Raw genomic sequence first — 13,348 nt, 5'->3', positions numbered from 1 at the left:
CTTCCAGGCGATCCTCTCGACGAAGCTGCTATCGACGATCGTGCCAGGCATGGACCTCTTTGCGTCGACAGCAAAAATTAAGTTGGTACGGGCGGAGGGACTTGAACCCCCACGACTTACGCCACCAGATCCTAAGTCTGGCGTGTCTACCAATTCCACCACGCCCGCATAAAGTCAGGCCTTGAGATCGCTCTAAGGCTTTGCCGCGCGGCTTACAGCAATCCGGCGTTTTTCACAAGCGGCGTTCTGCGCTTTCCCGCGCAGCGCCAAGATGCTGGGCCAATTCCTCCGCCGGGGGCCACGGACCTGCGCGACGTCCGGCCTCCCCATGTATCCAGACAGCGGCGCAACCCGCCTCCCACGGCGCCATCCCACATGCGAGAAGGGTCGCGATGACGCCGCTCAACGTATCGCCGGAGCCTGCCGTTGCCAGTTTGGAGGAGGCGTGGGTGTTGATGGCAACGCGGCCATCCGGCGCGGCGATAACCGTTGACGCGCCTTTTAAAATGACGACCGCGCCGGTGGTCACGGCCGCCCGACGTGTCGTCTCAATCAAATCATGGGGCTTTCCGCCGAAGAGCCGTGCAAATTCACCCTTATGAGGTGTGATGACAGTTGCGCCCCTCAACTTCTCGGGCGCGGACCCGGCCCAGGCGAGCGCGCCCGCATCTGCAACAATCTGACGCCCCACACCCACCAGAATATCGAAGCTCGCGCCAACCTCATCCTCCATCAGGCCGGGGCCGCAGATCCAGCATTTCCGACGTGCGTCATCCAGCAATGTTTCAAGGGGGGCTGCATCGACGATCACATCCGCTGGCGCAACAATATGGTAGAGAGGCGCTGAAGGCCCGGCCGCGATGCGGACAAGGCCCGCGCCACTGCGGCGCGCCCCATCCACCGCCAGACGCGTGGCCCCGGGCATAACGGCACCACCAATAATACTGACAATGCCGCGATCATATTTATGGCCTGTCATCGACATGGCCGGCACGTCCCAAAGCTCAGGACTATTATGAAACACTTGACCGGCATATTGCGCGACAAGCGCGTCATCCATGCCGATATCGCGGCAGACAATCTCACCCATCAGAAATCTTGCCGGGGCGAGGAGATGCGCCGGTTTCAGCCGCACGAAGGTCACGGTCAGATCATATTCAGGTGCGTCGTCAGGCAAATGGCCTGTCGCACCATCCGCACCAGAGGGCACATCAATGGCGACACGCCGCTGCGCCGCGCGCAGCACCGATATCAAGGCGGCATCCGGGGGGCGGTTCAGCCCCGCGCCGAAAACAGCATCAATCACGAGATCCACGCGCGCTGCTTCCTCAGCGGTGAAGGGCACCATCGTAATCCCCGACCGCGCAAGCCATTCCGGTGGTGACTGCGGTGCGTCGCGGTAAAATGTCACACAAACGTCCCATCCCGCCCGCGCCAGGTTCTTCGCTGTCTCCTGACCATCGCGTCCATTATTGCCCGGCCCGCAAAGGATAAGAACACGGGACAGTGCGTAGCGTGACATGACTTCCCGCGCCACGCACCACCCTGCGCGTGCGATCAGCGTTTCCATGCCGATGATCCGGGCCGCCGCCGCATCCAGCGCGGCAAATTCCGCTGGAGTCAGCACGGCCCTTTGAATGAACTGATGCGGCAATGACACGCTCGATACCCCTATCCTGAAAGACGCGCCGCCACGTCACCCCGACCTGAGGCCAAGAAAATCGCGGCACTGCGGCGGCATATGCGCTGTGGGCAACGTCGATGGCGTGGCGCGCCTGCTTTACCCCCTTGCAGCTTCGCCAAATCGTGATAACCGTGCAAGCCGAAAACCTGACTTGGAGATGAGATGATCAACGCAGTCTTGTGGGATGTTGTTTTAACCCTTCACATTATCGGGATCATTACATGGGTCGGCGGTGGCGGGTTTATCGTCACCGTGATGCGGGCTAGTGTCCGTGCGCTGGACGCCGTGCAACGCCACAACATTATCCTCGCCGCGCTTACGCGCTATTTCCGTATTTTATGGCCTGTCATGCTGGTCACATTGGTGACGGGCTGGCTTCTCGTCACGCGCATCGGCCGTTTCTCCGCCCTGCCCTGGCCGATTAATGCGATGCAGGGCGCGGCGCTGCTGATGGCTATTTTGTTCATTTCATGTTATTTTGGACCTTTCCGTACCGCGCGGCGCGCCATCCGCTCAAAGCCGGAAACATTGCGGGCGATTTACTACCGACTCATATTGATGAGTGCGCTGGGCGTTGTTGCGATTGTCGCAGGCGTCATAAATAGCGGGATTTGAACAAAAATTGTTTCTTACCGCTGCTCTGGACATGTTATCATTGAACCTTAAGTCAGTTATCCGATATAGGGACGCGAATATGTCCCGATCGTTGCGCGCTTCCGGAATCCAGCGTTGCGCCTCACCCCGGTATTGAACCGTGTCATCAGAAGGCGGTTTTTTGTCAAACAGCTCTGTACCTACCAAGACCAAATCTCCGCGCCCACACCGCGTAAAGCGACCCCATCACGGTCTCGATCTGTCAAGGGTGAGAGCCAAATGACGCCCGAAAGTGACGCTGCCCCACCAGAGGACAGTGCACCGACCAAGCCCGCGCGCAAGCGTGCCACCCGTGCAAAAGCCGCGCCAAAGCCGGTATCCTTGGAAACAGGTATGGAGGTGACTTCTGAAAAAGAAGTTGCCACGCCAAAGAAACGCCGCGCGCCCTCTAAATCCCGCGCTTCTTCCACGGAGGCGGAAGCCCCCGCAACTGCATCAACCGACAAGCCGAAACGTCGCACCCGCAGAAAGCCAGAGGTCGCGGACATTGTCGCGCCTGACGCCTCTGAAACGGTTACAGAAACGCTCGCCACGTCGCCAGCCGCCGCGCCGGAGCCAGTTGCGAAAAGCCGCAAAGCACCGGTGACACGTCGCGCCCGCGGAAAAAAGGCGATCCAGCGGGATGAAATGACGTCTCAGGCGAGTCGGTCGGCCCCCTCTGACGTCGCGCAGGCCGAAGCACCGAAACCGGAGGAAGAGGACCTCCCCCCCTTTGATACGCTTGGCTTATGCGCCCCCCTTCTGAAGGCGATTGAAGAAATCGGTTACGAACGCCCGACGCCTATCCAGGCGCGCGCAATCCCGTTCGTGATTCGTCATCGAGACGTGCTCGGTGTGGCGCAGACAGGTACGGGGAAGACCGCCTCCTTCACCCTCCCGATGCTGGAAATCCTGACGGGTTCCCGCGCACGGGCCCGTATGCCGCGCTCCCTCATTCTGGAGCCAACGCGGGAGCTTGCACTACAGGTTTCTGAAAATCTCAATCTTTACGGCAAGCATCTGAACCTCAATCACGCCCTTTTGATTGGCGGCGAGAGCATGATGGATCAGCGCGCGGCCCTTAATCAGGGTGTTGATATCCTGATCGCGACACCCGGCCGTTTGCTGGATCTGTACGATCGCGGCGGGCTTCTGCTTAATCAGGCGGGCATCCTCGTGATTGATGAGGCGGATCGCATGTTGGATATGGGCTTCATCCCCGATGTCCAGCGCATCACATCGCTGTTACCGGCCCATCGTCAGACGCTTTTCTTCTCCGCCACCATGGCACCGGAGATCCGGAGCCTCGCCGATCAATTTCTCCGTAATCCGGAGGAAATCACGGTTTCACGCCCCTCATCCGTGGCAACGACCATCGAGGAAGCTTTAATCATTGTGGAGGAGCGCGAAAAGCGCCGCACCCTACGCACGCTCCTCCAGCGGGAAAATGTGCAGAATGCGATTGTCTTCTGCAATCGCAAACGTGATGTCGATATCCTGCAGAAATCGCTGCATAAGCATCATTTCTCCGTCGGTCACCTGCATGGCGACCTGCATCAGGCGACGCGCTTCAAGACGCTGGAGCAGTTTAAAAACGGCGATATCAAAATTCTGGTCTGTTCTGATGTCGCGGCGCGCGGCATTGATATTGGCGGGTTATCTCACGTTTTTAATTTTGACCTGCCTTTCAATGCTGAAGATTACGTGCATCGCATCGGGCGCACGGGCCGCGCAGGCAAAACCGGCCATGCTTTTAGCCTCGCGACCCCGACGCAGAAACCGCTTCTCGATGCTATTGAAGAGCTGACCCATAAAAAGCTGCCACAACCCGAAATTGACGGTGTCGAAACAGCGGATTGGCGCGATGAGGCGGATCCCCGCACGAACCGGCAGCGAAATCATCGTCAGAAAGAGCGGAATCCTGCCGAGACAAAATGCGATGAGATTCCGCATCAGGGCCAGCGGGAACGCCATCGTGACGGTAAACGCCCCTCCCCCCGCCAGGAACGTGACAACATCCAGGCGGTGACGGACCATGACGGGCCAGGTTTCGGAAGCACGGTGCCAAACTTCATGAATGCGCCGCGACGGAACCGTATCACGGATACAGGCGCTGTCGGTTCACCCGAATAATGTCGGCGACGCATCGCGTGGAGATCGCTTCTTTGGGGCGAGAGGGAGACGGTGTTGCCCGAATTGGTGCGCGCCCCTATTACTTTCCTTATCTTGTTCCCGGAGATGTTCTCGACCTTCAGGCGGATGAGGCAGACAATTGCTTGGAACATCATCTAGTGTCCCCCGCCCCGCACGCCATCGCCCCGCCCTGCACCATTTTTACGCGATGTGGCGGGTGCGCGACGCAGCGTATTTCTTTCTTCGATCAGCTGAGCTGAAAGCGCGCTCGCGTGCAAGCGGCGCTAGAACGTGCGAGCCTTGACGTCCCCGCACCCACCCTTTTGCATTAATCTGCGCCCCTATCCCACCGCCGTGTCGATCTTGCCGTGGTGAAAAATGGGGGTGGTGTGGTGATCGGCCTCCATCAGCGCAAAAGCGCGCCGGTCGATATGACATCCTGCCAGCTTCTCGACCCCCAGATTTTCGCGTTGCTGGCACCTTTGCGTGATTTGATGCGCCGTCTCGGCGCGATCTCACGTGAGGCGGATCTCCATATTAATCTCTTCGATTCTGGTGCGGATATTGTCATTGGCGCGAATGCCGCGCCTCCCTGTCGGATCGTGGCAAAATCGCAGCCTTCGCAGCCTCGCATCGCATTCCGCGAATTTGCTGGCGACAAGGCAAATCCTACGATAATAAGCCGGAAGTTATCGCACAATTGCGCCCCGTCACGCATGATTTTTCAGGCACGACGTTGTCCCCGCCGCCCGGATCCTTCATGCAGCCTACCGCCTCCGGTGAGGGTGCCATCATCGCCTCTATCTGTGAGGCTCTTCCGAAACTTAATAAGCGCGACCGGATTACCGAGCTTTATAGCGGCATGGGCACATTGACTCTGCCCCTCAGCGCACATGGTTTTGTCGAAGCGTATGAGGGAGGCGGCGTCTTCCGTCGCGGCATTGGATGCTGCCCGGACGGGAAAATGTCTCTCATGTTCAGTCAGGGATCTGGCCCGCCAGCCCCTGCAACAGAAAGAACATGAGAGATCTCGTCTCGTCGTCATGGACCCGCCGCGCATGGACCCAGGGATACAGGCGGCGCGGGTTGCCGAAGCTGGCGTCATAGACGTCATCTATGTCAGTTGCAACCCGGCAAGCCCTGGTGAACGATCTCGCACCATTCATGCGGCAGGGCTACGCTTTATTGAGCTGGTCCGTCATCGACCAGTTCCTCTGGTCTGCGGAGGTTGAAGCGGTTGTAGCGTTGACTTTGGACCGTAAAAGGCGGGCGAAGCGCCTTGCTTAGGTAAAAAAGCTCTCGCCGCAGCCGCAACGCCCTTTTTCATTCGGGTTGAAGAACGTGAAACCGGACTGCATCATACCGGCCTCGAAATCCATCACCGTCCCAATGAGGAAAAGTGTGGCTTTGCGATCGACGAAAAGACGAACATCATCCTTCACCACCGATTCATCACCCGGGTTCGGCGCGTCAACGAAATCCATCTCGTAAGATTTGCCGGAACAACCACGGTTCGAAACAGAGATGCGCAGCGTCTTCCCCTTCTGCGCTCCTGCATAAAGCGCCCGCAAACGGGATACGGCGTTTTCCGTCATCTCCATCAAAGGCGGCAGGGAGGGACGTTGGGGGGTGGCGGGGTGGTTATCCTGCATGACAGACCTCTTGTCAGACTCTCAAAACATATTCAACGCAAGCCGGGCTTCATCGCTCATGCGGCTCATATCCCAGGGAGGGGTCCAGACGATCTCAACCTTCGCCTCCGTCACGCCCGGCACGGATTCAACCGCCTGCTTAACCTGTAAAGGAAGCTCCTGCGCACTCGGACAATTGGGGGCTGTCAGCGTCATTTCAATATTGACGCGCCCATCCTCGTAAATATCGACCGCGTAAATCAGGCCCAATTCATAGATATTGACCGGTATTTCCGGGTCATAGACCGAGGCAATCGCACCGATGATCTGATCTTCATTTAAATGAGGAGAAGCGGCCTCTTCAGGCGGGTTGAACGCCTGAGTCAGGACGTGACGTGGGATGGCACTCATATCAACGTCCTTTCCCGAAAACGAACTGGGCTTTTTCAATCCCCGCCATCAGGGCTTCAATATCCTGCTGGGTGGAGTAGGCCGCCAGACTCGCCCGCACCGTCGCCGTCACACCGAGTCGCCGCATAAGTGGCTCCGCGCAATGCTGCCCGGCGCGGATTGCAATCCCCTGCTGATCCAGCAAAACGGCGAGATCATGCGGGTGGATATTGCCGAGCGTAAAGGATACGACGCCACCACGCTGCGCCGGTGCGCCAATGACGCGCGCCGCTTTGACAGTGCCCAATGCCGCCAGCAACGTTTTGGTTAAAGACTGTTCCTCCGCCCGAAGCTGCGCTCGATCATATTTTTCGAGGAAATCAATCGCTGCGCCCAGCCCGATCACCTCAATGATGGGCGGTGTCCCCGCCTCAAATTTATGCGGGATGGGTGCCCAGCTGGAGGACTCAAAGGTTACGCTTTCAATCATCTCGCCCCCGCCCATAAAAGGAGGCATCGCTTCAAGCAGGGCCGTGCGTCCCCAGAGGACGCCAATGCCGGTCGGACCATAAAGTTTGTGACCGGTGAAGACGAAGAAATCCGCGCTGAGCTTTTCAAGGTCAACGGCCCCGTGCACAACGGATTGCGACCCATCGACAAGCAGTTTCGCGCCATATTGATGCGCAAGCGCGGCGATACGGGAAATGGGGGTGAGGGTTCCCAACACGTTGGACATATGCGTGACAGCAGCCAGCGCGACCTTCCCGTCCGAGAGAAGCGCTTCCATCGCGTCGAGATCGAGATCCCCCTCCGGCGTGATCGGCGCGACACGCAGGGAGATCCCGCATCGATCCCGAAGAAGCTGCCAGGGAATGATGTTGGAATGATGCTCCAACTCCGAGATCAACACGGCCTGACCAGGTTTAAGGAGGCTCCCGAAGCTATAGGCGACGAGATTGATCGCCTCCGTGCTGTTGCGTGTGAAGATGACTTCTTCCCGCCGCGGCGCATTGAGAAAGCGTGCGACTTTCGTGCGCACGGCTTCATAGGCCTCAGTCGTGTGCTCACTCATATAATGCAGGCCGCGATGGATATTGGCATATTGGTGACGCATCACGTCGGCCGTCGCTTCGATAACAACTTCCGGCTTTTGGGCGGATGCGGCGCTATCAAGATAAGTGAAGGGCCGCCCGTGCACTTTTTCCCTCAAAATCGGGAAATGACTGCGGAAATCGTCACGCAATAAGGTGTGGGAAGCGACGTCACTCATGAAACATGTCTCAGACTGGCGGATGCGGCGACACGTTGATGCAAAAACGGCAGCAGAGCCTCGCAAGGTGCCAGCGCGATCACCTCCATCAGAAAAGCCTCAATCAGCATTTCCCGTGCGCGAGACTCATCAATGCCGCGCGTGCGCAGATAAAAAAGCTGCTCATCATCAATGGCCCCGACCGTTGCCCCGTGGGAGCATTTAACGTCATCCGCGTAAATCTCAAGCTCCGGCTTACTGTTGATCTCCGCCTCAGGCGATAGAAGCAGCGCCTGATTCATCTGGAAACCATCCGTCTTCTGCGCGTGCGGTGCAACGACGACTTTGCCTTGAAAGACCCCTTTGCCACGCCCGTAAATCACATTCGCGACAGTCTGGCGCGATTGGCAATGCGCCGCCGTGTGATTGATGACGGAGGTGATATCACCCGTTTGGCCCGTCCCGATCAGTTGAGCGCCGTTAATGTGCACGGCCGCACCCTCTTCAATGAGATGGGCGTAAATTTCCTGCCGGGAAAGCGCCCCGCCGAGGACCAATGTGAAGCTGTTATAAACGCCACCTGCTGCGACACGCGCCTCAATTACGGAGAGGGATTCAGCCGCGCGGCTATCCTCAATAATGCGGATATGCGCAAGGGTCGCACCCGGTCCCACATCGAGATCATAGACGGGATTGGCCAGGTAGGGGCTGTTACCTTTCTGGAAATCGAGAAGGATGAGGCGCGCACCGCACTTCAGATGAATATGATGATGCAAATGAGTTGAAGACAGGGTTTCATGCTGATTTAGCGCGGTGAGACTGACGATGCCTTCATCAACCCCCTCCCCGATTTCAAGGGTGAGGCCCGGTTGGCGCAAGGCACCATTCAGCACCGTCAGAGGCGAAATTACGGTGTCGGATGGTTTGCGATCAGGATCCCTTGCGCGAGCGCCCGCATCACCTTCCGCCAGAACGCCATTAACAAAAGTGACGCGGCGGCCTGGCAGGTCAGGGAGCTTGCTGAGAAGTGCGGAGAAGGTGACAGCGTCCGGTTGCGATGGCGCGGCATAAACCTGCTCCGAAAGGGAATGTGGGTTTGTGTAACGCCAGACCTCGAGGCGTCGATGGGGCAGGCCGGTTTCCCGCAATAAACGCGCCCCCTCACCTGACCCGGCGCGATCAAGAAAGCCAGCGAGACCGGGCGGCATGTGTGGCGTCGCCGTCATGCCGCACCTTCCAGATAACGCGTATAACCTTTCGATTCGAGCTCGACCGCCACGGACGCGTCACCACTATGCAGGATTCGCCCCTTGGCCATAACATGGACGCGGTCCGGCTTGATGTAGTTGAGCAGGCGCTGGTGATGCGTGATGATCAGCGCGGAAAAATCAGGGCCGCGCAGGCTGTTGACGCCCTCCGCGACGATGCGCAACGCGTCGATGTCCAGCCCGCTATCCGTTTCATCAAGGATGGCGAATGACGGACGCAGCATGCGCATCTGAAGCACCTCATTGCGCTTCTTTTCCCCGCCTGAGAAACCCTCATTGACGTTACGCTTCAGCATTTCATCAGACATGTGCAGATGCTTCGTCTCAGCGCGCACCGCTTTCAGGAAGGCGACAGCGTCCAGCTCCACCTCACCACGCGCGCGCCGCACCGCGTTGACGGCGACGCGCAAGAAATTGGCATTATTGACACCCGGCAGCTCAACCGGCGCCTGAAAAGCGAGGAAAACACCTAAAGCGGCGCGTTCCTCCGGTGTCAAGGCAAGCAGATCCTGCCCTTTAAACAGGGCGGAACCGCCCGTCACGGTGTAATTCTCCCGCCCGGCCAGAATATAAGAGAGGGTCGATTTGCCCGAGCCATTCGGCCCCATAATCGCGTGTACCTCACCCTGTAGCACCGAGAGGGTCAGTCCATTCAGGATTTTTTTGGGAGGTTCCGACATCGCGACCTCGGCATGCAGGTCGGTAATTTTGAGAAAATCATTCATGCACTTTATCCTATCCGACACTGCCTTCGAGACTGACCTGTAAGAGCTTCTGCGCTTCCACGGCGAACTCCATGGGCAATTCCTTTAAGACATCGCGACAGAAACCATTCACGATCAAACCCATCGCATCCTCCTCCGATATACTGCGGGACCGGCAATAAAAAAGCTGGTCCTCGGAGATTTTGGATGTCGTTGCCTCATGCTCCACCCGCGCGGTGAAATTGCGATTTTCAATGTAGGGAATTGTGTGGCCACCGCATTGATCACCGATCAGAAGACTGTCGCATTGTGAAAAATTACGTGCGTTCCGCGCGCGCGGCGTCATCCGCACAAGGCCGCGATAAGTGCTGTCCGAATGCCCCGCTGAGACCGTCTTGGCGATGATGGTGGAGCGCGTATTTGGCGCGAGATGGATCATCTTGGTGCCTGTATCCGCCTGTTGATGATTATTCGTGACAGCCACGGAGTAGAATTCACCGACAGACCCTTCCCCCGCCAGGATGCAGGATGGGTATTTCCAGGTGATGGCAGAGCCTGTCTCAACCTGCATCCATGAGATTTTGGCGTTACGGCCGCGGCAGGCGCCGCGTTTCGTGACGAAATTATAGATTCCACCGCGACCTTCCGCATCACCGGGATACCAGTTCTGCACGGTCGAATATTTGATGGAAGCGTCATCCAAGGCAACAAGCTCCACAACCGCGGCATGGAGTTGATTTTCATCACGCATGGGCGCGGTGCAGCCCTCCAGGTAGGAGACGGAGGCCCCATCCTCACAGATGATCAGCGTCCGCTCAAACTGTCCGGTATTGCGCGCATTGATCCGAAAATAGGTTGAAAGCTCCATCGGGCATTTGACGCCTTTCGGCACGAAGACGAAAGAACCATCCGTGAAAACCGCCGAATTCAGCGCGGCGTAAAAATTGTCACTGACGGGCACGACACTGCCAAGATATTTTTTGACGAGGTCGCTATGCTCCCGGATCGCTTCGGAAATCGGACAGAAAATCACACCCGCCGCACGCAGCGTCTCACGAAATGTCGTGATAACCGAGACACTGTCAAAGACCGCATCCACCGCGATGGGCGGACGTTGTCCGTCCGCAGGCGCATCAGCGCCCTCGACACCGGCCAGAATGGCCTGCTCATGCAAGGGGATACCGAGTTTGGCATAGGTATTGAGCAGTTCCGGGTCGACTTCTTCCAGAGATTTCTGGCCGGACTTCTTTTTTGGCTGCGCGAAATAATGGGCGTCCTGAAAATCGATCGGCGGGAATTTCGGCTTCTGCCATTGCGGCGGGGCCATGGATGTCCATGCCTTATAAGCCTGAAGACGCCAATCGAGCATCCATTGCGGCTCATCTTTCCGGGCGGAAATATAGCGTATAATGTCTTCATCAAGGCCCTTCGGGGCCATTTCCATATCGATATCGGTCTCGAACCCCCATTTATACCCGGATTGGGCAAGGGATTCGATGGTGTCGCGAGTCTCGGTCGACGCGCTCATGAAGACGCTCCATGACGATAACGGGGGCTTGTATCAATAATGCCGGCCAAAGGCGCCACTTTTGCCTGGGGGCGTGACGGCATCATATCCGCCAGCGTGATGGCTTCCAGCGCACGGAAGACAGCGTCATTCACCATATCCCAATGACCGAATAGGGAGCAGAGAGGCCCTGCATCACAATAGCGGCCATTGACGCAGGCCGTGACCTGAATCGGCCCATCCACCGACGTGATGACCGATGCGACTAAAATCTGATCAAGCGAACGACCCAGACGATACCCGCCGTGCCCCCCCCCGAAACGATGTGACAAGCCCCTCTCCGGCCAGTCCCTTGAGTAACTTGGCAACGATCGGCTCCGGCACGCCCGTGGATTGCGCAAGGGAGGACGCCATCGCGAGCGTGTCCAGCTGGCCAAGCTGCACCAGTAGCACCGCCGCGTAATCAGCTAATTTGGAGAGTCGCAACATCGCTCACCTCAGACATTCGGAAAAATTCATTCAAGACTAGGTAAGTCCTCTTTGCCCCTGAGATGGACCCGGTCCCGTTTACAGTCAAGGGTTTTTTAGATTTTTTTATCGCGTTTTCAATGCATCGTCATGCGGAAGAAGCGAGATGCGGCTTCCAGCATGGCGCCGATGATGAACCCCACCAGCGTTCCATTGACGCGGATATATTGCAGGTCTTTCCCGATCTGCTCCTGAAGGCGGTTTGTCAGGCTTTGACTGTCCCATTTCGACATGACACTGGCGATATATTGCGCGAGCTGGGCACGGACCGCGGGCAAAACACGCAAAATGATGGCGCGGATTGTGGCGTCGACTTTCTGCGCCATTGCCGAGTCGGACTGCAGATGATGGGACGTGCTGAGCAGAATCGAATCGATGAACTTGGCCGTCACACCATCATCCGCCGCACTATCATCCTCGATCCGGCTGCGGAGGCGGTGCCAGATCTGCCCGCTCCAAGACAGGGCGCTGTCATGGCGGATCAGGCGCAGCAGGCTCTCCTCCAGATGGGCGCGGCGCGGCGCGTCATTTTCAAGCAGATCAATCTCCCGCCGCAGCCATTCCGTAATATTCTCCCGCATGTGGGGGTCGGCAGGGTCGATTCCTTCGAGCTCATTATAAAGGGACGTGATCACTTTCTGCGCGACGGAAGGGCCGATCATCCAACCCACGACTTTGCCCCCCTGCTCCGTCACGCGCCGCTGGATGAAGCGGCGAAGATGATCCTCCTTCTCCTGAATCGCGTTTTTGAGACGCAGAAGGAGGAAGGAAACCACCTCCTGATGCAGATCATCCCGCACCAGACTGCGCAGAATGCGGATCAGAAGCGGCCCAGTCGCCTTACCCGCCACGAGCATCTCAAAGCCGCGCCGGATGGCGGAAGCCGCTGTGCCATCCTCCACCCGGTCCAGCAAGCCCGTCAGGGCGCCCCGTATGGCGACGGAGCAGTTTGCGCGAAAGGCATCATGGCCCAGCCAGCCCGCCAACCGGCCCGGTAATTGCGCGGATTCAAGCGCGAGGGCGACTTCAGCCTCATCAAAAAACTGAGACGCAACAAATCGTCCGGTGGCCTCCGCCAGGCGCGCCTGTTGGCGGACGAGAATCGCCGTATGGGGAATCGGCAGTCCGAGCGGATGGCGAAAAAGCGCCGTCACCGCGAACCAGTCGGCAATCCCCCCCACAAAACCGGCACGGGCACCCGCCCCGATCAACCCGACGAGCCAACCCTCTTTGATAAGATGCATCATGGGCAGAACGGTCGATATCATGCCGACGCCACCCATCGCGACAAGCATTCCCGTCGCCACGCACCGCATCTTTCGGTAAGCGTCCGCGGCTTTTTGATCTGACTGGATAAATATCGGCATCACCCTGCAACGTCTGAAGGCCCGATCGGATAAAACCCGGCTGCCTGATTTTTTACGTGGCAGACGGCACGCCCCTGACCTGTTACACGCATGCACCGTCATGACCGCGATTGCGTTACATCTGCGTCACTGTCGCCCGCAAGTCGCCCTGATAACCTAAAATTCTTCCGGTCGCCTTATGAAACATCATTGCGCACGACCGAACGCTTGTAGAGAATGCACCCCTTAAACCTCCTTTGCATATTGAGACGATC

Annotated in this window: 15 protein-coding genes and 1 tRNA gene; 5 read left to right on the top strand and 11 right to left on the bottom strand. The window is 57.9% G+C overall.

Features of this window, described 5'->3' with window-relative positions:
• Window positions 1–83: 83 nt before the first annotated feature.
• Together AAYR33_02695 and AAYR33_02690 are read right to left on the bottom strand one after the other, a co-directional pair.
• Window positions 84–168, bottom strand: a tRNA-Leu gene (locus AAYR33_02695).
• Window positions 169–232: 64 nt separating this feature from the next.
• A complete protein-coding gene (locus AAYR33_02690; protein XAO71865.1) occupies window positions 233–1,660 on the bottom strand; it encodes an NAD(P)H-hydrate dehydratase in 1,428 nt (475 codons plus the stop codon).
• Between the two features lie 186 nt (window positions 1,661–1,846).
• Between AAYR33_02690 and AAYR33_02685 the strand changes: the two genes are divergently transcribed.
• The 5 genes from AAYR33_02685 to AAYR33_02665 all read left to right on the top strand — a co-directional run bounded on the left by AAYR33_02685 (window position 1,847) and on the right by AAYR33_02665 (window position 5,737).
• Window positions 1,847–2,299, top strand: coding sequence for a hypothetical protein (locus AAYR33_02685; protein ID XAO71864.1), 453 nt, complete (start codon window positions 1,847–1,849; stop codon window positions 2,297–2,299).
• Between the two features lie 258 nt (window positions 2,300–2,557).
• On the top strand, window positions 2,558–4,450 hold the full coding sequence (locus AAYR33_02680) for a DEAD/DEAH box helicase (protein XAO71863.1): 1,893 nt from the start codon (window positions 2,558–2,560) through the stop codon (window positions 4,448–4,450).
• Complete coding sequence (locus AAYR33_02675) at window positions 4,450–4,710, top strand: hypothetical protein (protein ID XAO71862.1); 261 nt, start codon at window positions 4,450–4,452, stop codon at window positions 4,708–4,710. Before AAYR33_02680 ends, AAYR33_02675 begins: the two co-directional genes overlap by 1 nt.
• A 500-nt stretch (window positions 4,711–5,210) precedes the next feature.
• Window positions 5,211–5,474, top strand: a complete 264-nt coding sequence (locus AAYR33_02670; GenBank protein ID XAO71861.1) for a hypothetical protein — start codon at window positions 5,211–5,213, stop codon at window positions 5,472–5,474.
• Window positions 5,475–5,614: 140 nt separating this feature from the next.
• Window positions 5,615–5,737, top strand: coding sequence for a hypothetical protein (locus AAYR33_02665; protein XAO71860.1), 123 nt, complete (start codon window positions 5,615–5,617; stop codon window positions 5,735–5,737).
• Here AAYR33_02665 and AAYR33_02660 read toward each other — a convergent pair.
• The 9 genes from AAYR33_02660 to AAYR33_02620 all read right to left on the bottom strand — a co-directional run bounded on the left by AAYR33_02660 (window position 5,734) and on the right by AAYR33_02620 (window position 13,094).
• Window positions 5,734–6,102 carry an iron-sulfur cluster assembly accessory protein gene (locus tag AAYR33_02660; GenBank protein XAO71859.1) on the bottom strand — a complete coding sequence of 123 codons (369 nt, stop codon included), beginning with the start codon at window positions 6,100–6,102 and terminating at the stop codon, window positions 5,734–5,736. The two genes, AAYR33_02665 and AAYR33_02660, sit on opposite strands and share 4 nt — an antisense overlap.
• A 21-nt stretch (window positions 6,103–6,123) precedes the next feature.
• Window positions 6,124–6,492, bottom strand: coding sequence for an SUF system Fe-S cluster assembly protein (locus tag AAYR33_02655; GenBank protein XAO71858.1), 369 nt, complete (start codon window positions 6,490–6,492; stop codon window positions 6,124–6,126).
• A gap of 1 nt (window position 6,493) precedes the next feature.
• Complete coding sequence (locus AAYR33_02650) at window positions 6,494–7,741, bottom strand: cysteine desulfurase (protein XAO71857.1); 1,248 nt, start codon at window positions 7,739–7,741, stop codon at window positions 6,494–6,496.
• Entirely contained in the window at window positions 7,738–8,946 is a 1,209-nt protein-coding gene (gene sufD, locus AAYR33_02645; GenBank protein ID XAO71856.1) for a Fe-S cluster assembly protein SufD, read from the bottom strand. The genes AAYR33_02650 and sufD overlap by 4 nt, the downstream gene beginning before the upstream one ends.
• Entirely contained in the window at window positions 8,943–9,713 is a 771-nt protein-coding gene (sufC, locus tag AAYR33_02640; protein XAO71855.1) for a Fe-S cluster assembly ATPase SufC, read from the bottom strand. Before sufC ends, sufD begins: the two co-directional genes overlap by 4 nt.
• A gap of 10 nt (window positions 9,714–9,723) precedes the next feature.
• Entirely contained in the window at window positions 9,724–11,220 is a 1,497-nt protein-coding gene (sufB, locus tag AAYR33_02635; protein ID XAO71854.1) for a Fe-S cluster assembly protein SufB, read from the bottom strand.
• Window positions 11,217–11,531, bottom strand: a complete 315-nt coding sequence (locus AAYR33_02630) for an Rrf2 family transcriptional regulator (GenBank protein ID XAO71853.1) — start codon at window positions 11,529–11,531, stop codon at window positions 11,217–11,219. The genes sufB and AAYR33_02630 overlap by 4 nt, the downstream gene beginning before the upstream one ends.
• Window positions 11,476–11,688 (bottom strand): Rrf2 family transcriptional regulator, encoded by a 213-nt coding sequence (locus AAYR33_02625; protein ID XAO71852.1) that lies wholly within the window; start codon window positions 11,686–11,688, stop codon window positions 11,476–11,478. Before AAYR33_02625 ends, AAYR33_02630 begins: the two co-directional genes overlap by 56 nt.
• A 116-nt stretch (window positions 11,689–11,804) precedes the next feature.
• Complete coding sequence (locus tag AAYR33_02620; GenBank protein XAO71851.1) at window positions 11,805–13,094, bottom strand: DUF445 domain-containing protein; 1,290 nt, start codon at window positions 13,092–13,094, stop codon at window positions 11,805–11,807.
• Window positions 13,095–13,348: the final 254 nt, after the last annotated feature.

Source organism: Acetobacteraceae bacterium, from assembly GCA_039613835.1.
Classification (GTDB): Bacteria; Pseudomonadota; Alphaproteobacteria; order Acetobacterales; family Acetobacteraceae; genus Sorlinia.
Note: the sequence above shows the minus strand (reverse complement) of the source record. Positions and strands in the feature narration are given on the sequence as shown.

Excerpts from the sequence above, each read along its gene's own strand:
- sufB (XAO71854.1), bottom strand. The coding sequence starts at position 11,220 with ATGAGCGCGTCGACCGAGACTCGCGACACCATCGAATCCCTTGCCCAA.
- AAYR33_02625 (XAO71852.1), bottom strand. The coding sequence starts at position 11,688 with ATGTTGCGACTCTCCAAATTAGCTGATTACGCGGCGGTGCTACTGGTG.
- AAYR33_02685 (XAO71864.1), top strand. The coding sequence starts at position 1,847 with ATGATCAACGCAGTCTTGTGGGATGTTGTTTTAACCCTTCACATTATC.
- sufD (XAO71856.1), bottom strand. The coding sequence starts at position 8,946 with ATGACGGCGACGCCACACATGCCGCCCGGTCTCGCTGGCTTTCTTGAT.
- AAYR33_02675 (XAO71862.1), top strand. The coding sequence starts at position 4,450 with ATGTCGGCGACGCATCGCGTGGAGATCGCTTCTTTGGGGCGAGAGGGA.
- AAYR33_02620 (XAO71851.1), bottom strand. The coding sequence starts at position 13,094 with ATGCCGATATTTATCCAGTCAGATCAAAAAGCCGCGGACGCTTACCGA.
- AAYR33_02670 (XAO71861.1), top strand. The coding sequence starts at position 5,211 with ATGCAGCCTACCGCCTCCGGTGAGGGTGCCATCATCGCCTCTATCTGT.
- AAYR33_02650 (XAO71857.1), bottom strand. The coding sequence starts at position 7,741 with ATGAGTGACGTCGCTTCCCACACCTTATTGCGTGACGATTTCCGCAGT.
- AAYR33_02660 (XAO71859.1), bottom strand. The coding sequence starts at position 6,102 with ATGCAGGATAACCACCCCGCCACCCCCCAACGTCCCTCCCTGCCGCCT.
- AAYR33_02655 (XAO71858.1), bottom strand. The coding sequence starts at position 6,492 with ATGAGTGCCATCCCACGTCACGTCCTGACTCAGGCGTTCAACCCGCCT.
- AAYR33_02665 (XAO71860.1), top strand. The coding sequence starts at position 5,615 with ATGCGGCAGGGCTACGCTTTATTGAGCTGGTCCGTCATCGACCAGTTC.
- sufC (XAO71855.1), bottom strand. The coding sequence starts at position 9,713 with ATGAATGATTTTCTCAAAATTACCGACCTGCATGCCGAGGTCGCGATG.
- AAYR33_02680 (XAO71863.1), top strand. The coding sequence starts at position 2,558 with ATGACGCCCGAAAGTGACGCTGCCCCACCAGAGGACAGTGCACCGACC.